The 21718-nt window shown below is 35.7% G+C and carries 22 protein-coding genes and 5 tRNA genes; 1 reads left to right on the top strand and 26 read right to left on the bottom strand.

Translation table 11 applies throughout. The features are described 5' to 3' along the window. Positions 1-96 precede the first annotated feature (96 nt). The 19 genes from H0S70_RS13030 to rpsU all read right to left on the bottom strand — a co-directional run bounded on the left by H0S70_RS13030 (position 97) and on the right by rpsU (position 10266). Positions 97-882 (bottom strand): hypothetical protein, encoded by a 786-nt coding sequence (locus tag H0S70_RS13030; RefSeq protein ID WP_188321087.1) that lies wholly within the window; start codon positions 880-882, stop codon positions 97-99. A 2-nt stretch (positions 883-884) separates the two neighbouring features. Next, complete coding sequence (locus tag H0S70_RS13025) at positions 885-1745, bottom strand: hypothetical protein (RefSeq protein WP_188321086.1); 861 nt, start codon at positions 1743-1745, stop codon at positions 885-887. Between the two features lie 3 nt (positions 1746-1748). Then, the gene (locus H0S70_RS13020; RefSeq protein ID WP_188321085.1) at positions 1749-2573 is read right to left on the bottom strand and encodes a hypothetical protein; all 825 of its coding nucleotides are present in this window, start codon (positions 2571-2573) and stop codon (positions 1749-1751) included. A 63-nt stretch (positions 2574-2636) separates the two neighbouring features. After that, positions 2637-3260, bottom strand: a complete 624-nt coding sequence (locus tag H0S70_RS13015; protein WP_188321084.1) for a hypothetical protein — start codon at positions 3258-3260, stop codon at positions 2637-2639. A gap of 149 nt (positions 3261-3409) precedes the next feature. Next, the gene (gene rplL, locus H0S70_RS13010) at positions 3410-3775 is read right to left on the bottom strand and encodes a 50S ribosomal protein L7/L12 (RefSeq protein WP_031501378.1); all 366 of its coding nucleotides are present in this window, start codon (positions 3773-3775) and stop codon (positions 3410-3412) included. Between the two features lie 53 nt (positions 3776-3828). Further along, a complete protein-coding gene (rplJ, locus tag H0S70_RS13005) occupies positions 3829-4425 on the bottom strand; it encodes a 50S ribosomal protein L10 (protein ID WP_188321083.1) in 597 nt (198 codons plus the stop codon). A gap of 14 nt (positions 4426-4439) precedes the next feature. Further along, positions 4440-5132 (bottom strand): 50S ribosomal protein L1, encoded by a 693-nt coding sequence (gene rplA / locus H0S70_RS13000; RefSeq protein ID WP_123248721.1) that lies wholly within the window; start codon positions 5130-5132, stop codon positions 4440-4442. A gap of 11 nt (positions 5133-5143) precedes the next feature. Beyond that, entirely contained in the window at positions 5144-5587 is a 444-nt protein-coding gene (rplK, locus tag H0S70_RS12995; RefSeq protein WP_031501375.1) for a 50S ribosomal protein L11, read from the bottom strand. Positions 5588-5870: 283 nt separating this feature from the next. Next, positions 5871-6413, bottom strand: a complete 543-nt coding sequence (gene nusG, locus H0S70_RS12990) for a transcription termination/antitermination protein NusG (RefSeq protein WP_031501374.1) — start codon at positions 6411-6413, stop codon at positions 5871-5873. Between the two features lie 14 nt (positions 6414-6427). Then, positions 6428-6631 (bottom strand): preprotein translocase subunit SecE, encoded by a 204-nt coding sequence (gene secE / locus H0S70_RS12985; protein WP_123904212.1) that lies wholly within the window; start codon positions 6629-6631, stop codon positions 6428-6430. A 13-nt stretch (positions 6632-6644) separates the two neighbouring features. Continuing rightward, a tRNA-Trp gene (locus H0S70_RS12980) sits at positions 6645-6715 on the bottom strand. 54 nt (positions 6716-6769) lie between these two features. Beyond that, positions 6770-7957, bottom strand: a complete 1188-nt coding sequence (gene tuf, locus H0S70_RS12975) for an elongation factor Tu (protein WP_123248723.1) — start codon at positions 7955-7957, stop codon at positions 6770-6772. A gap of 304 nt (positions 7958-8261) precedes the next feature. Then, positions 8262-8333 (bottom strand) — tRNA-Thr (locus H0S70_RS12970). 49 nt (positions 8334-8382) lie between these two features. After that, positions 8383-8455 (bottom strand) — tRNA-Gly (locus H0S70_RS12965). 75 nt (positions 8456-8530) lie between these two features. Continuing rightward, positions 8531-8613, bottom strand: a tRNA-Tyr gene (locus H0S70_RS12960). A gap of 22 nt (positions 8614-8635) precedes the next feature. Then, positions 8636-8709 (bottom strand) — tRNA-Thr (locus H0S70_RS12955). Positions 8710-8811: 102 nt separating this feature from the next. Then, positions 8812-9102, bottom strand: coding sequence for a ribosome hibernation-promoting factor, HPF/YfiA family (gene hpf, locus H0S70_RS12950; protein WP_123248724.1), 291 nt, complete (start codon positions 9100-9102; stop codon positions 8812-8814). Continuing rightward, positions 9099-9989 carry a tyrosine-type recombinase/integrase gene (locus H0S70_RS12945; RefSeq protein ID WP_188322252.1) on the bottom strand — a complete coding sequence of 297 codons (891 nt, stop codon included), beginning with the start codon at positions 9987-9989 and terminating at the stop codon, positions 9099-9101. The genes hpf and H0S70_RS12945 overlap by 4 nt, the downstream gene beginning before the upstream one ends. Positions 9990-10068: 79 nt before the next feature. Then, positions 10069-10266 (bottom strand): 30S ribosomal protein S21, encoded by a 198-nt coding sequence (gene rpsU / locus H0S70_RS12940; RefSeq protein ID WP_188321082.1) that lies wholly within the window; start codon positions 10264-10266, stop codon positions 10069-10071. Positions 10267-10356: 90 nt separating this feature from the next. Between rpsU and H0S70_RS12935 the strand changes: the two genes are divergently transcribed. Then, positions 10357-13509 carry a UvrD-helicase domain-containing protein gene (locus H0S70_RS12935; protein ID WP_188321081.1) on the top strand — a complete coding sequence of 1051 codons (3153 nt, stop codon included), beginning with the start codon at positions 10357-10359 and terminating at the stop codon, positions 13507-13509. Positions 13510-13561: 52 nt separating this feature from the next. On the opposite strand, the gene H0S70_RS12930 is transcribed toward H0S70_RS12935, so the two are convergent. The 7 genes from H0S70_RS12930 to H0S70_RS12900 form a co-directional block, all read right to left on the bottom strand. Further along, positions 13562-14071: a ferritin gene (locus H0S70_RS12930; RefSeq protein WP_188321080.1), complete on the bottom strand. Its 510-nt coding sequence runs from the start codon at positions 14069-14071 to the stop codon at positions 13562-13564. Between the two features lie 99 nt (positions 14072-14170). Continuing rightward, complete coding sequence (locus H0S70_RS12925) at positions 14171-14578, bottom strand: hypothetical protein (RefSeq protein WP_188321079.1); 408 nt, start codon at positions 14576-14578, stop codon at positions 14171-14173. Between the two features lie 93 nt (positions 14579-14671). Continuing rightward, positions 14672-15652, bottom strand: a complete 981-nt coding sequence (locus H0S70_RS12920) for a glycosyltransferase family protein (protein WP_188321078.1) — start codon at positions 15650-15652, stop codon at positions 14672-14674. A gap of 431 nt (positions 15653-16083) precedes the next feature. Continuing rightward, entirely contained in the window at positions 16084-16260 is a 177-nt protein-coding gene (locus H0S70_RS12915) for a hypothetical protein (RefSeq protein ID WP_158212069.1), read from the bottom strand. A gap of 114 nt (positions 16261-16374) precedes the next feature. Next, entirely contained in the window at positions 16375-17307 is a 933-nt protein-coding gene (locus H0S70_RS12910; protein WP_188321077.1) for a hypothetical protein, read from the bottom strand. Between the two features lie 85 nt (positions 17308-17392). Then, the gene (locus tag H0S70_RS12905; protein ID WP_188321076.1) at positions 17393-18574 is read right to left on the bottom strand and encodes an IS4 family transposase; all 1182 of its coding nucleotides are present in this window, start codon (positions 18572-18574) and stop codon (positions 17393-17395) included. A gap of 357 nt (positions 18575-18931) precedes the next feature. Then, complete coding sequence (locus H0S70_RS12900) at positions 18932-21589, bottom strand: 4-alpha-glucanotransferase (protein WP_188321075.1); 2658 nt, start codon at positions 21587-21589, stop codon at positions 18932-18934. Positions 21590-21718: the final 129 nt, after the last annotated feature.

Genomic DNA, 21718 nt, shown 5'->3' with positions numbered 1-21718 from the left:
GATGGTTTTTTTATTGCATATTTTTTCTTTAATTAAAGTATTTGCTTCTTATAGAAATTAAAATGCGAACACTTTAAGAATAATTTTTATTGAAACTTAATAAGTCTGAAGAAGTGAGGTTGTAAGCGTAGATTGAGACATATCTGTATTTAAAGTAGTTGTATCAACGGGTCGACCAATCCCTATGTGAGTTAAAGTAGTTCCAGTTCCCAAATTTCTATTCGTACAAGCAGCTTTAACCACATATGAACCAGCAGACAATCCATCTAAAACAACATTTAAGTTATAAGCTCTGTACGCTCCCGGCGCTCCTCTGATTATATCATTTCTTACCGCTTTTAGTTGACCTGCTGCTCCATCTTTTTCAACAAATATTCCACAAGAATAACTAGCAAATCCCGATGCCCAATTTGTACCAGCCCCTCTCGTTAGCTGCACGGTAGTCTGAAAAGAAAGTATTGCTTTTGAAAGATTGTCTGTTTTTGTAACCACAAAACTATCGGTAGCATTTGGAATGTATGCCCAATTGGTTGCATTGTACGGGGCATCAATATTATAAATACCAGTATTTCCAGTCTGTGTAAACTGAACCCCCACATTATCTTTTACCGTATTCAAATAAAACAAAGATAAACTTCCTGTTCCGTTTGCAATTTGAACAGTCTTCCATGTATCTGAAGTAGCATTTACTACACCAAAAAGCTGACCAGCAGAACCTGCCGCACCTACGGTAGCTGTTGTTCCTCCAGTTCTAATTTCTCTCCTTACATTTAAGGTTCCATTTACATCTAGCGATTTTGCAGGTGTTGAGGTATTTATGCCTACCTGAGCATTTGAAATGCTTATTACAAAAATCAATAAGACTAAATATATTTTTTTCATGACTATGGGATTACAGATGTGAAGTTTTGTGGAATTTCATAAACATCTACTTTTAGAGAAGATTGTGTCATAAAATTATTTAAATTAGTAGTTGTTGTGGTTGCAGGAACCCCAATACCTATCGTTTTACCAGCAACAGGATTTGTCAATCTCGTGCAAGCCACTCTAACATTATGCGTTCCAGGAATAAGATTTTCTACACCTCCAATTTGAGTATGAGTTACAAATGTACTTGAAGCATTAGGATTTCTAGGAAGCATATTAATTCTAATACTCTTTAATAAATTATCTACAAATATACCACAAGCAAATTTAATATCCGATGCATCACCTGCTGTATTATTTTGTTGAACAACAGTCTCAAACATAAAATAAGTACTACTTTGCGAACTATTAACCGTAAAGTCTTTTGTAAGTCCTGAAATCGACTTAAAATTTTTTCCCGTGGCTGATAAAGTAGCATATGATGTATTTAATACAAAATCAGTTGAAGGAACAATAGTTGTTGCTGTTTCGCGATCAGTAAATGTTATACCTTGACCAGTATTACCTCCTGGTGTGGCAGAATTAAAATCTCTGTAAGAATCATTAAAAATTAAATAATATTGCCCGCTTAAATACTCGGGAATTCTAAGTGTTTTCCAAGTAGGTGGTTTACCCGATCCTTGGGAAACTAAAAGTTGCCCCTCTTGCCCTGCACGTAACGTTCCCAAGCCATTATCTAAAAACACCTTTTTACCAATGTTTAAATCACCATTAACGTCAAGATTATTTCTAGGACTTGTAGTTGCTATACCAATATTACCTTGTGCTCTAAACAAGACTAATGATAATATGCTAAAAAAAATAAATGCTTTTTTCATTTTTTAATTTGTATAGGTTACCAATTCTGCTATATCAACTTTAAAGTGAGACTTTAGAGTAAAGGCATTAGAAGTAGTATTAGTTACTACAGGCGCAGGTCCGTAGGTAGGTACATTGATTCCAATTCTAAAATAAGTATCAGTTGAAGGAGTAGACATAGCTATTTTACGACATGCAACATCCATAGTATATGTACCAATAGGAACATTTTCTTCAGTATAATTTAGAGTAAATATTCCCTGCACCGGATTTGTGTCTACTGCGATAATTCCGTCAGGACGCATTGCAACCAATTTATTGGCTTTAAAAATACCACAGATGTAATTTACAGAAGCTCCATTTCCTACTGTTTTATTTACCAATTCTACCCCAGATTGTACCTGATAAGTAATTTTATTCTGTGCAGACTTTACATTCAATGTTGTGGTAAGGTTTGTAATTTTCATCCATTTTGTCCCATCAAAATCTTCATTAAGAGAACTTACAGCGGGAGTCGATACTGCGACACCGTTTGAAAGTGTTGTAATACCAGTTTCGTCATTTTTAAGATAGGTATTAATCAACTTGTATTGAGAGTTTTCCATAAATGGAACATTTGCATACTTCCAAACTGCCGGAAGACCTGTACCTTGCGAAACCAAAATCTGATCCACGCTTCCAACACTACCATTGGTTGTATCAGTTCCACCAACGCTTAGTGCATTTCTAAGAGCAACATCACCATTAACATCTAATGTAGATTTAGGTGTAGTAGTATTAATTCCTACTTGCGCGTTAAAAGTTATATAGAATAGAAAAAATAATAATGACTTGTATTTATTATGCATTTTTATAATTATTTAATTAAAAGAAACGCTATTTAATTTGTTATAAATAGCTTAAGTCTGAAATTAAATAATTGCAGGAGGTGGTCTTACAGAAAATTGCTCAGAAAAATTGAGCTTAGAAAGATGATGATTATAGTAATAGTTTTTTTGGGTATACAATACGTCCAATTTTTTGCGGAGTGATTGGTAAATGCAAATAGCAGGTGCAAAATTTTGTGATAAGCTAAACACTGTACCGATTGCATTTGCATTACTATTGGCTTGGTTTGCCATATCTGTACTCGAAAAAGGATTATTATATTCTATCTTTTGAAGATTTTTTTTAATTTTTTCCTCAATATTTTTATATTTCTCGGCATTATTTTTTTTAGTTTGTGCCAACGCATTCTTTAAATGTTTTTCCTTGACGAAAACTTTAGCCTTATCCTTTAAAGAGGTTTGTTTGATTACTTCCTTAGCAATATTTTCTGTGTAGGATTCTTTTAAAGATGTATTTTCACGAGTAATGATTTTTGCATCACCAATAATGGTAATTCCATTATCTTCATTTTGCTGAGCATAAAAATCTTGAGAATAAGTACTTATTGGGAACAATAAAAACAACAATGCTCCCCCAAATAATTTAAGGAGCAACACAGAAAATGAATCTTCCCTTTTAAGCAAGATATAAAGAATTGTTTTTATCAATTTGTATATTTTGAACAAATGAATTTGCATTCACATATTCTGCTTGCAAATATACAGTAAAAAAAATTATATACATTAATTAGTTAAAGAATTCATAAAAAAAGCTGCCTCATTACTGAGACAGCCCTATATATTTTTGAATTAAAAAATTATTTCAATTCTACTTCTGCACCAGCTTCTTCTAATTGTTTTTTCAAAGCTTCAGCTTCGTCTTTAGAGATACCAGTTTTGATTGGAGCAGGAGCACCATCTACCATATCTTTAGCTTCTTTAAGACCAGCACCAGTTAAATCTTTTACCAATTTAACAACTGCTAATTTAGAAGCACCAGCTGATTTAAGGATTACATCGAATTCTGTTTTTTCTTCAGCAGCTTCACCACCACCTGCAGCCATAACTACAGCAGCAGCAGCTGGCTCGATTCCGTACTCATCCTTAAGGATAGCAGCTAATTCATTTACGTCTTTTACGGTTAAGTTTACTAGCGTTTCCGCTAAATTTTTTAAATCTGACATTTTGTAATGTTTTAATTTGTTGAACGATTTATTTTGATTTTTTTTGAGTCTAATTACTCTGCACTAGGTGCGTCCGTAGCTTCAGCGCTAGCTTCTGGAGCTGCAGTTTCTTCTACTTTGGTTTCTTCAGCAGCTGGAGCAGCAGTTTCTTCGGCTTTTGCCTCAACAGTTTCCGGCTTGTTTTGAAGAGCAGAAAGTACGTTTCTGATTGGTGATTGAAGCAATCCGATGATTTCTCCGATCATTTCTTCTCTTGACTTGATGTTGGCAAGAGTTGCTAAGTTTTCATCACCGATGTAGAAAGTCTCTTGTAAGAAAGCAGATTTCAAAGCAGGAAATTCAGTTTTTTTTCTGAATCCCTGGATTAATTTAGCTGGTGCGTTAGCTGTATCAGCTACCATTACCGCTGTGTTTCCTTTGAAAGTTGGGAACATTTCAGAGTAATCTACTCCGTCGATTTGTTCCATTGCTTTCTGCAACAATGTATTTTTTACAACTTTAAGTGTAATGTTTTGTTTAAACGCTTGTCTTCTAAAATCTGAAGTCGACGCAGCATTCATTCCTTCAAGATTTGCTACATAAACCACTTTCGCGTCTTGTAACATTTCTTTTATTTCTTGTATTACTAATACTTTATCTTCTTTTGTCATTGTCTTATCAGATTTTAGTTTACAGATTTAGTATCGATTGCAATACCCGGACTCATGGTAGAAGATAAGTAAATACTTTTTACATAAGTACCTTTAGCTGCGGTTGGTTTCAATTTAAGTAAAGTTTGCACCAATTCTTGTGCATTTTCTTTAATTTTTGCAGCATCGAAAGATACTTTACCAATTCCAGCGTGGATAATACCGTATTTGTCAACTTTGAAATCGATTTTACCAGCTTTCACTTCAGTTACAGCTTTACCGATTTCCATGGTAACAGTTCCAGATTTAGGGTTTGGCATCAATCCTCTTGGACCTAATACTCTACCTAATGGACCTAATTTCCCCATTACAGCCGGCATGGTAACGATTACGTCAACATCAGTCCAGCCATCTTTAATTTTCTGTAAGTACTCATCAAGACCTACGTAATCTGCACCAGCTTCTTTAGCTTCCGCTTCCTTGTCAGGAGTTACAAGCGCCAAAACTTTTACATCTTTACCGGTACCGTGTGGAAGAGATACAACCCCTCTTACCATTTGGTTCGCTTTTCTTGGATCCACACCCAATCTAACTGCGATATCTACAGAAGCATCAAATTTTGCAAAGTTTACTTCTTTCACCAAAGCAGAAGCTTCGTCAAGGCTGTAAATTTTGTTTTTCTCAATTTTGCTTAAAGCTTCCTTTTGCTTTTTTGTTAATTTTGCCATTTCTACTAGTTTTAAGCGTTAGTTGGTTTAGTTCCTGTTACTCTCAATCCCATAGATCTTGCAGTACCTGCGATCATAGTCATCGCAGAGTCTAACGTAAAACAGTTAAGATCTGTCATTTTATCTTCTGCGATTTTTTGTACTTGTGCCCAAGTAACCGCTCCTACTTTCGCTCTGTTTGGTTCACCAGAACCTTTCTTCACTTTAGAAGCTTCTAATAATTGGATCGCAGCTGGTGGAGTTTTAATAACGAATTCAAAAGATTTGTCTTCGTATACTGTAATTACTACAGGTAAAACTTGCCCAGGCTTGTCTTGCGTTCTTCCGTTAAATTGTTTACAAAACTCCATGATGTTAACACCGGCAGAACCTAGTGCTGGTCCAACTGGTGGAGAAGGGTTTGCTGCCCCTCCTTTAACCTGGAGTTTAACCATTTTAAAGACTTTTTTAGCCATTTTTTTGTTTTAAAAATTAGTAAATAATGAATGTGGAAGCATTTATTATTCTATATAAACTCTGATTCTCACCTACCGAGCTTATATTTCGGACTGCAAAATTAAGAATTATTTTTGAATCTGCAAGTGTAATCCACTGATTTTTAGTAATGAGTTATAAAAATTTTATTTCAATTTTGATAGAGCCGTACTTACAGAAGAAATCTGGCGAACACATTTGAGATTTTTCCAAATAAAAAGACTGCTCTTTTGAACAGTCTTTTTATAATATTTTATAAGTATCTTACACTTTCTCCACCTGCATAAAGCTAAGTTCCATCGGCGTTTTTCTACCAAATATCATTACAGATACTTCTATTTTCTTTTTATCCTCATGGATTTTTTCCACTGTACCATTAAATCCGTTGAAGGGTCCGTCGATTACTTTTACGCTATCACCAACAACATAGGGGATTTCAATATCTACTGCGAATTCTGAAAGTTCATCCATTCTACCAAGCATTCGGTTTACTTCTGCTTTACGCATCGGAACCGGATCTCCACCTTTTGTCAAACTTAAAAAAGAAATTACTCCTGGTATATTTTTGATGATGTGAGGAATTTCTCCCATCAAATTAGCTTCTACCATTAAGTAACCTGGGTAATAAGGTTTTTCTTTCGGAACCTTTTTCCCATTTCTCATTTGGATCACCTTCTCCATCGGAATGACCACTTGGGTTACGTAAGCTTCGAAACCAAGACGCTTCATTTCATTCTCAATATAGGCCTTCACCTTATTTTCCTGTCCGCTGATGGATTTCAGAACATACCACTTCAAGTCACTCATTTTGGAAAATAATTTTAATTGAACAGGTTGATAAATATCGTTATTAAATTAGCGATAGATTTACTGAATAATGAATCTACACCGAAAGTAAACAATGCTAAAATAACAGTAGAAATAGTAACTACAATAGTGGAAGATTGCAGATCTGGCCATTTTGGCCACTCTACTTTATCTTTAAATTCGGTATAAGAACCTTTTAAAAAATCAACTAAACTCATTATCTATTATTTGCACGGGCACAAGGATTCGAACCCTGATCAACGGTTTTGGAGACCGGTATCCTACCATTGGACGATGCCCGTAGATTTAAAAAGTTCCGTAAGTCTCCTTACGGAACTTTATTATTTAATTAGAAATTAATCTAAGATTTCAGTTACCTGACCTGCACCAACTGTTCTACCACCTTCTCTGATCGCAAATCTAAGACCTACGTTAAGAGCGATTGGTTGCAACAATTCTACAGTAATAGTTAAGTTATCACCAGGCATTACCATTTCTACACCTTCTGGTAAGAAGATCTCACCTGTAACGTCAGTAGTTCTAACATAGAACTGAGGACGATATTTGTTGTGGAATGGAGTGTGACGACCACCTTCTTCTTTTGAAAGAACGTAAACCTCAGCCTTGAATTTTTTGTGTGGAGTTACAGAACCTGCTTTTGCGATAACCATACCTCTCTTGATGTCAGTTTTCTCAATACCTCTCAACAAGATACCTACGTTATCACCAGCTTCACCTCTGTCAAGGATTTTTCTAAACATCTCTACCCCAGTTACAGTTGATGTTAATTTCTCATCACCCATACCTACGATATCTACTGGATCTCCAGTGTTGATAACACCAGCCTCGATTCTACCAGTTGCTACAGTACCTCTACCTGTAATAGAGAATACATCTTCGATTGGCATCAAGAATGGCTTATCTTGATCTCTTACTGGAAGTTCGATCCAAGAATCAACAGCATCCATTAATTCTTCTACAGTAGCAACCCATTTAGGATCTCCGTTAAGAGCACCTAGAGCTGAACCTTGGATAACTGGAGAGTTATCACCGTCATATTCGTAAGAAGAAAGAAGGTCTCTAACTTCAAGTTCTACTAATTCTAACAATTCTGGATCATCTACCATATCCACTTTGTTCATGAATACCAATACTCTTGGTACGTTTACCTGACGACAAAGAAGGATGTGCTCTCTAGTTTGAGGCATTGGTCCGTCAGTTGCAGCTACTACTAAGATAGCTCCGTCCATTTGCGCAGCACCAGTAACCATGTTTTTTACATAATCGGCGTGACCTGGACAGTCTACGTGAGCGTAGTGTCTGTTTGCAGTTTCATATTCGATGTGTGCAGTGTTGATAGTAATCCCTCTTTCTTTTTCTTCTGGTGCAGAGTCGATAGAAGAGAAATCTCTTGCAGTACCGAATCCTTTATCAGCTAATACTTTACTGATTGCAGCAGTAAGTGTAGTTTTACCATGGTCTACGTGACCGATGGTACCAATGTTCAAGTGTGGTTTGTTACGATTAAACGTTTCCTTTGCCATGATTTAATTATTTATTTAATTATTTATTAAAATTTTCAGTGCGCAAATATAGTGATTTTTTGAATATTGGAAATTTTTTTTAAAAAAAAATAAATAATCAATCGACAAATATTGCGACAACCTTGGTTTCCTTATAATATCGGACTGCAAATTTAAGGAAAATTATTTATTTATGAAAATCATTAATGATTTTACAATTTATTTAACATCATCCTTTTTGTACAAACAATGACGTCAATTTTGCAGTTCCATTACATTGTTTCAAAAAAAAATCCCTCAACCAAAATCGAGGGATTTTCTACAGAGCCAACTATGAGATTTGAACTCACGACCTCTTCCTTACCAAGGAAGCGCTCTACCCCTGAGCTAAGTCGGCAAAACTTTAAAAAAAAATCACAATCCTTTGTTGGTTGTGATTTTCTTTGAGCGGAAGACGAGGGTCGAACTCGCGACATTCAGCTTGGAAGGCTGACGCTCTACCAACTGAGCTACTTCCGCATTTTTGTGTTTGTTGGCAAACGGTGTGCAAATTTAAAACTTTTTTTTGAACCTGCAAATTTTTTGTAAAAAAAGTGGGGAGAGCAGGATTCGAACCTGCGAAGTCGTAAGACAGCAGAGTTACAGTCTGATCCATTTGGCCACTCTGGAATCTCCCCAATATCTTAATTTACAAAAATGAGCCTCCAGAGGGACTCGAACCCACGACCTGCTGATTACAAATCAGCTGCTCTAGCCAGCTGAGCTATGGAGGCAAATAGATTTCAAAAGAACGCTTATCTCTTTTTGCGAGTGCAAATATAAGGGAGTTTTTTTGAATTCTACAAATTATTTTAGAAAAAAAATCACATTTTTTTTTAAGCAAGTTCTTTTTTCTTGATTAACAGCTTCTTAGCAACATCAGCACAAAGATCTAAACTTTCTTCAAAACTTGAAGTTGTCTTCTTTACCACGATATCATCACCCGGAACAGCCAAAATAATCTCGGCAGTTTTGTTTTCTTTATCCGACTTGTTCTCCACTTTCAGATATACTTTACATTCTACAATTTTATCATAATAAGTCTCCAGCTTGCTTAACTTTTTTTCAATATATTCTTCAAGTGGTGCGTGTGGTGTCAATCCGATTGACTGTACTGAAATTTTCATAACTCTACATTTTTTTTAGCTCTTGGATGAGCATTGTTAAAAACTTTTTTTAGTTGTTCTATATTAGAGCTTGTGTACACCTGCGTTGATGCAAGCGACGAGTGCCCCATGATTTTCTTCACTTTAGAAATTTCAGCCCCATGCTCCAAGACATGTGTTGCAAAACTATGTCTCAAAATATGAGGGCTCTTTTTCTTCTTCGAAGTTACAAGACTAAGGTAGGAATTAACTGTTGAATAGACAAATTTATCATTCAGTTTTTTTCCTTTTGCATTGACGAAGAAATACGAATCGAGGTCTTTCAGGGGTTTACGATCTTTCAAATAATCCTGCATTTTCTGCGCAAGACCAGAAGAAATTGGAATGATCCGCGCTTTATTTCCTTTACCTATTACCTTAATTTCCAAATTGCTGAAATCTACGTCTTCCATGAGCAGATTCATAAGTTCTGCTTTTCTGATACCTGTTTGATAAAGTGTATCAATAATCACTTCTTTCAATAATCTTTTTTTCTTCGGTTGAAATTCCGCAAGCTGATGGTTGCTCATTTCCTCCTGGGAAAACGGAATTTGCTTCTCCACATAGAATTTCAAAGAAGATATGTTCTCAAGCGGCGAAACTTCTATTTCACCAATTTTTAAAAGAAAAAGATAAAAACTCCTAAGAGTTGAAAGTTTTCGGTTAATAGATCTTTTAGAAAGTTTTTTTTCGGTAAGATCCACCATGAAATTTCGCACCACCTTTTTATCAACCTTTGAGAATTCCTGATGCGCCTCGGTTTCCAGGAGAAATAATGCAAAATCTTCCAAATCTTTCCGATAACTTATGGAAGTATGAGGAGAATAGCGCTTTTCTACGGAGATATATTCGAGAAATCTTTCTATCATGATGGTATAAAACAAAAAATCACTTTTCAAATATAGTTATTTGAAAAGTGATTGAAGTATTTTCTAAAGAAAATATTGATTAAGCCTGCTCGTCTCTGCTCAAGTTTCTTTGCTTGTGAGCAGCTTTCAATTTAGCTTGTCTTGATATTACAGAAGGTTTAATGAATTGCTGTCTGCTTCTTAAAGCTCTTACAACTCCTGTTTTATCAAATTTTCTTTTGTATTTTTTTAACGCTCTGTCGATAGCTTCGCCATCTTTTACTGGGATTATTAACATAATTTACATCTCATTTTGGACTGCAAAAGTAATATTTTTTTTCTAAATGACAAATTTTTTCTTTATTTTTAAACTCAATTTAATCGAACAATGCAAAAAAACTACACCGTTATCAACGCCTCTGCCGGCTCGGGAAAAACCTACGCTTTGGTTCTAAATCTTTTGGCAATCTGCCTGAAACACCCGTCACAATCGGATAAAATAAGACATATCCTTGCGCTTACTTTTACCAATAAAGCCGCCAACGAGATGAAACATCGCATCATCGAATGGTTGAAAAAATTTTCGTCGGATTCCTACGAAACCAATGGTGATTTACAAAATATTCAAAAGAAATTAGAAGATCAGGGCCATCGAATTCCTTTGAAAGACCTTCATGAAAGATCAAAAAAAATCCTAGATTATGTGCTTCACAACTACTCTACGCTGAATATCGGAACGATCGACAAGTTTAATTCGCGTTTGGTAAGGAGCTTTTCTTATGAATTAGGATTGGCGCAAAATTTCAACCTAGAAATCAATCCAGAACCTTTTTTAATGGAAGCCGTGGACAAAATGCTAGAAGATATCGGTAGCGAAAATACCATTTCAGAGGCGTTCCTGGATTTTGTAAATTATAATTTAGATAATGATGAAAGAGTAAATTTGAACAAAAGTTTGTACGATTCTGCCAAAGAATATGTTCAAGACAAACATTATTTCAAATTGAATGACAACAAAGATTTCAATTGGGAAGTTTATGAAAAATCGAAGAAAAATCTTCGCGAAAACATCAAATCATTGAGTGAAGACTCCATCAATATTGCGGAATCTGTTTTAGAATTATTGAAAGAGAAAAACCTCGAAATAGGTGATTTTGCTGATGGAGCGAATGGAATTGGTGGATTTTTCAAAAAGTTTTTGGACAAGAAAATTCCGCTGATTTACGAAACCATCGAGCAAGAAGAAAACCGCGTGAATAAAATATTGAAAGGTGCATCTGGTAAATCAAAAGACCGCGAGGCAGAAATCTTCGAAATTCTAGATTTTTTATTGGAAAGTCGTAAAAAAATCATTCAAAATTATATTAAAATACAAAAACAGCAAAAAATCCTGCGCGCACTTCTACCTTTGAAAGTAAATAAAGACATTCAGGATCAACTCGCTATTATTGAAGAAGAAAACGATTTGGTTTTGCTTTCCAAATTCAATATTTTAATTCATGAAAACCTTCGCGAAGAGCCATCATCATTCATTTATGAAAAAGTTGGAACCCAATTTTCGCATTATTTTTTTGATGAATTTCAGGATACTTCCTCACTTCAGTGGCAGAATTTTGTTCCATTGAGAGATCACGCAGTTTCTTCGGACGAAATGAGTTTTACGCTGGTTGGTGATCCCAAACAAAGCATTTATCGTTTTCGTGGCGGCGATTCGCAACTGATGCTCGACATCATTAATCAAGAAGAAAATTCTTTGGTGAAAGCCCAGCTCGAAAATCTGGAATATAATTGGCGAAGTGCCAAAAACATTGTGGATTTCAACAATCAACTTTATTTATATCTTTCCGAATTTACCAAGGAATCGCACCGAAATATCTTCGGAATTGGTTCTCATCAAATTGCAAAATCGAAACTTGAAGGTCGGGTTCGAATCAATTTGATTGAAAACGCAACTAAAAAAGTCTTTTATGAAGAAGTTTCCGAGAAAATGCAAAAAGACATCCAAAGCTGTCTGGACAACAGTTTCCGACTTTCCGACATCACCATTCTCTGCCGCGGAAATTTCGATATCTTCAATTTTTCTCAAATGCTCGGTAACTTAAAAATAAATTACCAAGGCAAAGAAGATTACATCAAAACCATTTCAGAATCGGGATTAACCTTGAATCTGTCCTCAACATTATTGGCTTTAACAGAGTTTCTGAAATGGGAAGAAGATCCTAAGAATCTACAATTTCCTGTGAAAATGCTTTATTACTTAAAAGTTTTAGGCAGAATTGAAATGAACGATTTCAGTTCGGAAGTCATGGAAATAATCTCATTAAAAAACAAGCCGGAAATACATACGTTTCTCGCTGAAAAATACGATCTACAGCTCAGTAGCGAAGGTTTGCTGCAACTCAATCTTTATAATTTCGTGGAACATTTTCTGCAGGAATTTTCTGTACAGCAGAAGGAAACGGACTTCCTTTTCAATTATTTGGAAATGCTCTACGCCTATTCTCAAAACGCAGGTTCTACCTTGAAAGATTTCCTAAAATATTGGGAAGATGAAGCGCAGAAAACCACCATTCAAGCATCGGAAAACTTGGATGCAATACGACTGATGACGATTCATAAATCCAAAGGTTTGGAGTTTCCGGTGGTGATGCTTCCTATGGAAAATGAAAATAAAGACGGGAAATTCACGAACTGGCTCGACATCGATTCCGAAAACGGACTTTCAGCGGTGAACATCGATTCTTTCAGCAAAGAACTTGAAGTCTATGATGAAGATTTGGCCAAATTTAATCAGGAAAATATTTACCAAAATAAAATTGACCGCTTCTGTTTGCAATATGTAGCCACGACGCGCGCAGTGGAGCAACTGTTCTTTTATATTGAAAAGCCTAATAAATCCGCGAATCATTTGGAAATTTATGATTTTATTAAAGCTAGAATTCCGAGAGATGAATCCGGCGCAGAAATCTCTAGCTTCGATTGGTACGATGTTTCCGAGGAGAATTTAAAGAAACAAAAAAAAGAAGAGAAAAATAACTTGCTTACCAAACCGATTGTTTTCAAATCGGGTAAGAAAGCTAATCCAGCAGCTGTGAAAATCGCGACTCCATCGAAAAATTACCAAAACCGAATGGAAAAAGTGAGAATCGGAATTTTCACTCACGAAATTTTAGCCCAGATCAATTCAGAAAAAGATGTTGAAAAAACTCTGCAAGCTTATCTTTTAGACGGAATTATCACAACTGAGGAAAAAATTGAAATTAGCAAAAGAATTTTAGAAATCATTAAGAATGAAAAATACGCTGCCTATTTTGCCGAAAACCAGGTTGTTATCAATGAAAAAGACATCATGATTTCCGATAATGGCGATTCGAAGATTTACCGGCCAGACCGACTGATCGATACAGGAAATGGTTATGTAATTATCGATTTTAAAACCGGTGACCAACTGGAAAAACACCAAATCCAAATCGACGAATACCAAACTGTACTGGAAAAACTGGGGAAAAAAGTTCTGAAAACCGAACTGATATATGTATAAAAAAATCCTGCAACTAAAGGATTGTTGCAGGATTTATGATTCTTTCTTAAAATTAATTCGCAGGATCCGGAGTGAAAACCCGTTGCGCCAGTTCTTGATCGAAAAGGTATAACGCGGAAGGATTGTCAGAAACCATTTTGATTTTGGTTACCAGTTGCGATGCGCTCGCTTCTTCTTCAACCTGCTCATTCACAAACCATTGCAAGAACGATACGGTTGCAAAATCGCCTTCTTCATTAGCGTTTTTTAGGATATTGAAAATACTTTTGGTCACAATTTTTTCGTGTTCCAATGCTTTTTCGAAAACATCGGTTGCACTTGTGAATTCATGAGGTGGTTGTGGAATTTCACCAATCACAATTTCTCCGCCTACATCGTTTAAATAATCGAACATTTTATCTGCGTGCATGAGTTCTTCTTTACTTTGAACTCGGAAATAATTAGCAATACCATCCAGATCCCGAGCAGAAAACCATGCCGACATCGAAAGATAATATTGTGCTGCATATTGTTCTTTGGTAATTTGTTGGTTGATCAACTCCCCTATTTTTGTACTTATCATAATTTAATTTCTCTTTTTATCAAATATAGATAATTCCGAGAGAGTGCACAAAAAAAGCGGAAAAATAAATTCTCCGCTCTCTTTAAAAAAAACTAAAAATTATGAATCGGCCTTTGCAGGCATTTTCTTCATGTGTTTTTCATGCATATTCTGCATTCTTTCTTTTTGTTTGGTTTGCCATTTTTGGTATTGTTCAGGAGTCAAAATTTGTTTCATTTCTGCGTTGCACTGCTCTTTTTTAGCTTTCATCACCTCCATTTTTGCCTTTCTTTCAGCTTGGATTTTAGGAGCATTTTCTTTTCTTTCAGCTATTTTTTTGTCCTGCAAAGATTTTATCTGTGCTACTTGCGCATCCGAAAGGTTGAGTTCATCCTTCATTTTTTGCAATTTCTCTGCTCTCTTCTGCTCCATTTGGGCAGGATCTTTTTTTGGCATTTGAGGCGATTGTTGAGCAATTGCGAAGGTTCCTAAGACAGCAAATGCTGCGCTTAAAACAATCTTTTTCATGAGTAATTATTTAAATGTTGTTATTTGGTTTTTTGATACCAATAAGAGATACATGTTAAATTTTTACCATCATAAACTTTTGTTAAAAAAAAATCAACGATATTTTTTGATCATTTTTCTTACAACTTCCTCGGTTTCATCGGGAAAATCTACCATAATTATTTGTTCAAGATTCACCCAATCTTTCAGTTTTTTTGAAAAATCGGCTTCCTTCCAAATTACAGGAACTCCCATTTTTTCTAATGATAAAGCATTGCACTGCTGTTCATACTGATGATGCATCGGAACTGCCAATACTTTTTTCTTCATAAAAAGCGCTTCAGCAGGACCTTCGAAACCGCCACCGGTGAGGAAGCCTTCACACGTTGCCAATGATTGCTGAAAAAGCGCATTATCAATCGGAAAAACCTCAGCATTGAATTTTTGATAATGTTGGGATGAATGTTTCGAAAAAATATGCCATTGAATGTGAGGAATTTTCCTGATCTGCTCCAAAATAAATTCATCGGAATATGCAGGAAGATAAACCGTGTAATGCCCTTTGTTTTGGGTAACTTGTTGACGAATTTCGCTGCGGATCACCGGAGTATGGATGAAATCATCATATTTTTCGAAATGAAAAGCTACATGATTTTTCGCCGGAGCGTAATGATTCATAATCAATTTCCCCCAATGAAAACCTTTAAGCTGTGGTGTTTTAGGAGAAAGATAAGCCGATTGATGACTCATCGCCACTGATGGTTTTCCTCGCAATTTGCAACTCCATGCACAAACCGGCTCGAAATCATTGATCACCAAATCATACTGATGGATCGGAAGATTTTTAACATCATCATAAAATTGTTTCATATGAAAACGATTCCAAGTTTCGCCGAAATCGACACCTCCTTTGCTGCCAAATACAAATCCAAATCCGTTGAACTGATACTTAATTTCGTACTGAAGTCCCACTTCGGCTTGTGTTCCACTGATAAGGATATCAACTTCTCCGTATTGTTTCAGATAGGGAAGAATTTCTCTGGCGCGGCTTACATGGCCATTTCCGGTTCCTTGGAGTGCGTATAAAATTTTCATTCCATCAAAAATATAACTTATTGATTCTCTAGATCTTGCTATAATTTAAAATTAACAATAATGTAAAATAAAGAAGGAGCTCAATGGCTGAACTCCTTTTTGAAATTTATTTTTTATTGTTTCCGTTATTTCCTTTTACATGAAGGTGGCTTCCGTCTCCAATCTTTTTTCTTCTATTATATTCAGACATCGATTTGGCATTTTGTGTATTTTTCTCGGCCTGAATCGATTTGTATTTTTTTAGACTGCATGCTTTTATAATTGTTTTTATTTCGATTATAAACAGCTACCGGGTTTTGACCTTTGTAGTATTTGTTTTTAAACTGAGTATATTTCTCGGTTCCCATAATTCTTTGGATCGAATTGTATCTATCAGTTCTCCACTGATCTGGGTTATCGGCATAAGCCCTATTCCATGAATTATAATCGGGCTATTGATTATTGAGTTCGAATAACTGCGCTTTTTGTTGGTTGCTCAATAATAAATTAGCTGCTACAGTTTGCCAATTTACATCCGTGATACTTCTTTGATAATCGTTGTAATACACTGATTGCGAAAACCCTAAGGAAAACATTCCTAAACTTAGTATGGTGATTAACTTTTTCATTTTCTTACATTTTTTAAGTTGACACTTTAATACTTTCCATTATCGTACCAAAAAAAGAAAAGAGCGACTTCTTTCGAAGCCACTCCTTTCATTACTAACACTAAAAAACTAAAATTATCGAGAGGTAAATCTCATGCCCGATATTCTGGTAGAATTACTCGGCGTCGGGGTAGCCGGAGTTTGGTTTCTGAAACCTTTATTATTGCTTTCTACTTTTCTTTCCGGTGCGGTATTTCTCAGTTCAGAACCATTATTTCTAAAACCACCTGAATTAGATTGGCTGTTAGAATCGGTTCTCATTCCATTTTTGTTACCGTTGTTTTGCGTTCTTGGTGTATTTCCAAGAGATGTTCCTTCACGCAACCCATCATTTCTATTGTTATTTTGCAGAGAACCTTCGTTTCTCACATTATTGTTATTTCTTGGAGTCGAATTCCAGTTACCGTTACCTGTTCTAGGCGAATCTTTAAAACCGAAATTGCTCCTCGGATTATTTTGATGATATACTACTCGATCTACTTTATATCGGTTGATATTGATATGTCGGTATTTCGGAACGATATAAACATAATTCACATAATGTTCTCTTCTATAGTTTTGCCAATAATTTACAGGATTGAAACCATTGTAATAATTATTCTGGAAAATCACGAAAACTCTTGGGCCTAAAATTCTTTCCAATTCATAAAATCTGTCGTAATACCATCGATCTGGATTATAACGGTAGTAGGAGCTCCATGCGGAATAATTTGGAAAACGATCATTCAACCTCAATATTTGCTGCATCTGCCATGGTGAAAGCCGGTAAGTAGAAAAAAATCGGTTCCAATTTACATCATAAATACTTCTCTGATAATCATTATAATAACTTTGGTATAAAGCATTGGTATAATAATCCGATGGATATTGGTAGTAATAATCATCTGGGAAATAGTATTCATCACCATAGTAACCATCATTACTATTGGTCGGATAATAATCCAGATAATTTTGTGCGGAGATCAATGTTGCAAAAAACACCGAAAGTCCAAAAAGTATTTTTTTCATTTTATTTAAACTTATTTCAATACTGTCCTAAATAAAAAAACAGATATATTTTATGCACATATAGATAGGCTTTAAGCGGAATTTTCTATAGATTTTCAAAAAGAACCCCTTGATAATATGTTTTTTGAGATTCAGGTGGTTGGTCAAAAGGTTTGTCGAGCCAATACTGGAGATTAATTTTCACAAAAATATTCAGTCGGATAAATGCTACTAGATTTGATAATTGCCAAGGATATTTTGCGATTGATTTTAGGTATTTTAGGATAAGAATGGTAATTAGAGCCGTCCAAATTTGTATTTTAACTGCATTTTCAGATGTTCCGATAAATGTTTTGATATGAAGCAATTGCTTGATGTCTCTGAAAAAAATCTCAATCTGCCACCTTTGTTTGTACAGTTCTGCAATGGTGGAAGCTGCCCAAGTGAAATTATTGGTGATAATTTCGATAGTTTGCTTGTTTTCATCGTCCCAAACCGCCACTCTTCTTAATTTTTTAGGGTATTTTTCTTTTGAAATAGGGTTTGAAAGGATTATGTCTTCGTCTTTCAAAATGTTTTGCGCTCCTTTTGGTGGAAGTTCTCGTTCCTGTAAAGTTTCAAATTTTAGGTTTTCCTTATGCCTGATTACAAAAAAAACACCTTTGCTGTCCCAAATAGAAAGCATCGGAAAATCGTTGTAAAAACGGTCGGCTACAATCACCGCACCTTTCTCTAAGGGAATGTTTTCAGCCCCTTTATTATCCGCAACGCTTCCTTTGGTAATATTCACATAAACCGGAAGTTTCCCATCGTATTCAAGCAAGGTATGCATCTTTACAGCTCCTTTCTTAGTGCGATACGTTGCCCAATCAAATAAAGAAAGACACAGGGAAATAAGAGTGGAATCTAATAGATAAACGGGAACTTTTATTTTCAGCTTTACTCGTTTTTGTTTGGTGTGCTGTCCTAAATGTTCTAATAATATGAAATACAAATCTTTGAACAAGTCTGCATCTCTTTTCCCATTTTGGTAACTGATGGAAGATTTGGAAGGTGCAGTTTTTATTCCTAAATGATTGAGGTTGCCCGTTGCGCTACGAAGTCCATTGGAAATATCCCGTACCGAGGTGCTTTTCGCAAAATGACAGAAAAGCATAGAAACTAAATGGGTCCAACTATCGAATCCTTTATTTCGGTAATCGGTCTTTCTTTCTTTGACTATTTTTTTGAAAATTACTCGGTCTATTTTTGAAATAATCTGAGAAAATAATGTTAATTTTGAGTCCATAAGAAGGTTTTTTTGTTGTGCAACCTCAAAGGTACTTTGAGTTACTCTAATTCCTTCTTATTTTTTTTATTTAGGACGCTATTGAACTTATTTTAAATGTTCGATGAAGAACATTAGAAAAACGTGCCAATTTTTAAATCATCAATCTCTCGAAACCCTTTCTACAAAGGACGTACATAAGATTTCTATTTCTTTGATTATAAAACAAAAAGGAAGTTAAAACTTCGGTTTCAACTTCCTTTGAAAACATTATAAATCACTGATTATCAGTGAATATAAATTTTATTCAATCAGCTTCTTTTTTTAATAATTTTTAAATAAAACATTCATTAATTTCATAAAAAATTTCAAAAATCATCACGCTCTGTTCGAATCGGTTACCCAACCGGCTATTTTGCGGTTGAAATCTTCCTTCGTCATCAAACTTTCCAGGTTCAAATGCATTCGATATCTCCAATAATGCGGGAATACCGCCGGATTGTTGATTCTTTCTTCATCAATATTTGGATTTGCCAACTCATTATCAGTGGCGAAAAACTCCTGAATCGGGAAAATCGCAAGCATCGCATCGTTATACAAATGCTGTTTCATAATCATTTCAGCGAGGTGAGGCTCCAGCTGCTCCGGCGCTCCTCCCTGTTGTCCCAATTGCTGATTATAATATTGCTGAGTTAGATTTCTATCCTCGTGCCACCATTGGCGAAGCGTAGAACTATCGTGCGAACTTGCCGTGACCACGTTCATATAGCCTGCATCTTTCGGATTGTACCATGGGATATCATCTGATGGCATTCGTTGAACTTTCAATGCGATGATTGCGAGTTGATCCATCACCACCGGTACTGAATCCGGCACCAATCCTAAATCTTCTCCACAAATTAGCATATCCGTTGCGTTGAGAATCATCGGGAGTTTCTCCATCGCTTTTTGATACCAAAGTCCATCCTGTCGTTTGAAGAAATAATCGACATACAAATCATAAATTGCTCGTTGTTCCCAATCTGCTAAATATTGGAAAGAGGAAGTTTTATCAATATTAAACCTAGGATGATACACGGTTTCTCCGTTTTCCATTTCTTCTTTCAGGAAGAGCACATTTGCAGCCAACGAAATCAATTGATTTTCTGCCCACGGATGAGGATTTTCTTTGAAATAATCTACCAGTTTTCTTTGGGAATCGAATTCATCTTTAAATGAATAAGTCCCATTGAAATGGTTGTTCATAAATTGATGTTGAATTGCATCTCTCTCGTCACCGAAGAAATCCCAAAGGATTTGATCATTAATAAAAGGCTTGCAATATCTGTATTCATCAAACGGAATATGGCGATGGTAAAACTCTTCAGTTCTCACCGGAACTGCAGGATAGAAATATCCCAAAATTCCTTGTGTCGCATTCATCGGCATTCTCCAGATTCTGAAGAATCCTAAAATATGATCAATTCGCATTGCATCGAAATACTGCTCCAAAGCTTTGAAACGATTTTTCCACCAGCGGTAACCATCTTCTTTCATGGCTTCCCAGTTGTAGGTTGGGAATTCCCAGTTTTGTCCCAAATCGGTGAACTGATCAGGCGGTGCACCGGCTTGGAAATCCATTCCGAAAAGTTCAGGTTCGGTCCATGCTTCCACGGAATATCTATAAATTCCAATCGGCAAATCCCCTTTCACAGAAATTCCTAAACCGTGGGTATAATCAATCGCTTCTTTCAATTGCAAATGAAGTTGATACTGAACCCATGCATGTAACATTGAGGCTTCAAAATCTTTACTACTGGATGAGAAAAAAGGAGCGATCTTGCCCGCAATATATTTTTTATGGGTTTTCCAATCATTGAAATTAGGGGTATTGTATTTATCTCGAAGCACGCAGAAAGCGGAATATGGCACAAGCCATTCTTCATTATCCTTAATGAATTTTTTGAAATTTCTGTCTTTTAAAATTTCGTTCTGATGCGCTTCAAAAACAGCTTTCACGAATTTCCATTTTCCGGAAATCATTTGTTCATAATCGATTAAACTTAATGCATTAAGCGCATTTTTTTGGGAATTATATTCCTCAACTAAATCACTCGGCAAAGAAAATTCCAATTGAGATATCGATAAATATTGCGGATGAAGCGCATATACAGAAATCGCCGCATAAGGATAAGAATCCGTCCATGAATAATTCGCAGTTGTATCATTAATCGGTAAAATCTGCAGAATGGAAAGTTGGGTTTCTTTGGCCCAATCGGCAAGCATTTTCAAATCTGAAAACTCTCCTACTCCAAAACCATTTTCCGATCTCAGCGCGAAAACAGGAACCGCAACACCCGCTGCGTGGTACATTTCGAAACCTTTAAAACGGAAATAATGATCGGCCTTTATTTGCAAAGTATTTTTTTCCGGATTTGGAACCGCCCATCGATTTGCTCCATATTCAATATCGAAAACCTCACCTTTTTCGGTATCAAGAAGGGCGTATTTATACTGAATCAGTTGATCTGCAGGCAACTCTACCGCTATTTCCCAAATTCCGAAATCGGTTTGAAGCATTGGAACCGCATTGGGGTATTCCCAATTACCCAAAGCTTCGCAATTTCCTAGCAAAACTACGCTCCAGTTTTTTTGATAAATCGGTGCTTCCAAGCGGAACAAATGCGTGTGTTTTTTCAATACTGCAGCTTTCTGCGCTTTGAAACCACTTAATTTATTTTTAAGAATTTTATTATTCAAATAATTTTCAGGGAAATTTTTGGAATTCCAGGCGTCATAAATCGCAAATTCGGTATATTGGTGCGGGAAATTCAGGTGGTGAAGCGAAAGTTCGTCTTGAAGAATATCTCCATATTCATTCACCATTTGATATTTGTAGCTGATGGATTTCGAGAAATAATCGACCTCAGCAAACCAGTTTCCGTTATCTACATATTGCAAAAGATGAATTTTATCTTCGCTTCCTTCTTCCATGATCAGAACCTGAATTTTTTCGCCCAGGTTCGTTCTGAAATTAATATTAAAATAAAGTTTCATAAAAGGGCTTCAATTTGAGTTGCAATTTATGAAATTTCTATGTTTTTAAAACCAATAAAACCGTTAAAATTGAAAATTATTTCAATAGCTTACTTATTGATTTGCAAACACTTACAAACCAGAATCCAA

Source organism: Chryseobacterium manosquense (assembly GCF_014623485.1).
In the GTDB taxonomy this organism is placed as follows: domain Bacteria; phylum Bacteroidota; class Bacteroidia; order Flavobacteriales; family Weeksellaceae; genus Kaistella; species Kaistella haifensis.
This window is presented reverse-complemented; position numbering and strand designations above follow the sequence as displayed.

Coding starts and splice junctions, on each gene's coding strand:
- H0S70_RS13030 (WP_188321087.1), bottom strand. CDS start 882: ATGAAAAAAATATATTTAGTCTTATTGATTTTTGTAATAAGCATTTCA.
- H0S70_RS13025 (WP_188321086.1), bottom strand. CDS start 1,745: ATGAAAAAAGCATTTATTTTTTTTAGCATATTATCATTAGTCTTGTTT.
- H0S70_RS13020 (WP_188321085.1), bottom strand. CDS start 2,573: ATGCATAATAAATACAAGTCATTATTATTTTTTCTATTCTATATAACT.
- rplL (WP_031501378.1), bottom strand. CDS start 3,775: ATGTCAGATTTAAAAAATTTAGCGGAAACGCTAGTAAACTTAACCGTA.
- rplJ (WP_188321083.1), bottom strand. CDS start 4,425: ATGACAAAAGAAGATAAAGTATTAGTAATACAAGAAATAAAAGAAATG.
- rplA (WP_123248721.1), bottom strand. CDS start 5,132: ATGGCAAAATTAACAAAAAAGCAAAAGGAAGCTTTAAGCAAAATTGAG.
- rplK (WP_031501375.1), bottom strand. CDS start 5,587: ATGGCTAAAAAAGTCTTTAAAATGGTTAAACTCCAGGTTAAAGGAGGG.
- nusG (WP_031501374.1), bottom strand. CDS start 6,413: ATGAGTGACTTGAAGTGGTATGTTCTGAAATCCATCAGCGGACAGGAA.
- secE (WP_123904212.1), bottom strand. CDS start 6,631: ATGAGTTTAGTTGATTTTTTAAAAGGTTCTTATACCGAATTTAAAGAT.
- tuf (WP_123248723.1), bottom strand. CDS start 7,957: ATGGCAAAGGAAACGTTTAATCGTAACAAACCACACTTGAACATTGGT.
- hpf (WP_123248724.1), bottom strand. CDS start 9,102: ATGAAAATTTCAGTACAGTCAATCGGATTGACACCACACGCACCACTT.
- H0S70_RS12945 (WP_188322252.1), bottom strand. CDS start 9,989: ATGATAGAAAGATTTCTCGAATATATCTCCGTAGAAAAGCGCTATTCT.
- rpsU (WP_188321082.1), bottom strand. CDS start 10,266: ATGTTAATAATCCCAGTAAAAGATGGCGAAGCTATCGACAGAGCGTTA.
- H0S70_RS12935 (WP_188321081.1), top strand. CDS start 10,357: ATGCAAAAAAACTACACCGTTATCAACGCCTCTGCCGGCTCGGGAAAA.
- H0S70_RS12930 (WP_188321080.1), bottom strand. CDS start 14,071: ATGATAAGTACAAAAATAGGGGAGTTGATCAACCAACAAATTACCAAA.
- H0S70_RS12925 (WP_188321079.1), bottom strand. CDS start 14,578: ATGAAAAAGATTGTTTTAAGCGCAGCATTTGCTGTCTTAGGAACCTTC.
- H0S70_RS12920 (WP_188321078.1), bottom strand. CDS start 15,652: ATGAAAATTTTATACGCACTCCAAGGAACCGGAAATGGCCATGTAAGC.
- H0S70_RS12915 (WP_158212069.1), bottom strand. CDS start 16,260: ATGAAAAAGTTAATCACCATACTAAGTTTAGGAATGTTTTCCTTAGGG.
- H0S70_RS12910 (WP_188321077.1), bottom strand. CDS start 17,307: ATGAAAAAAATACTTTTTGGACTTTCGGTGTTTTTTGCAACATTGATC.
- H0S70_RS12905 (WP_188321076.1), bottom strand. CDS start 18,574: ATGGACTCAAAATTAACATTATTTTCTCAGATTATTTCAAAAATAGAC.
- H0S70_RS12900 (WP_188321075.1), bottom strand. CDS start 21,589: ATGAAACTTTATTTTAATATTAATTTCAGAACGAACCTGGGCGAAAAA.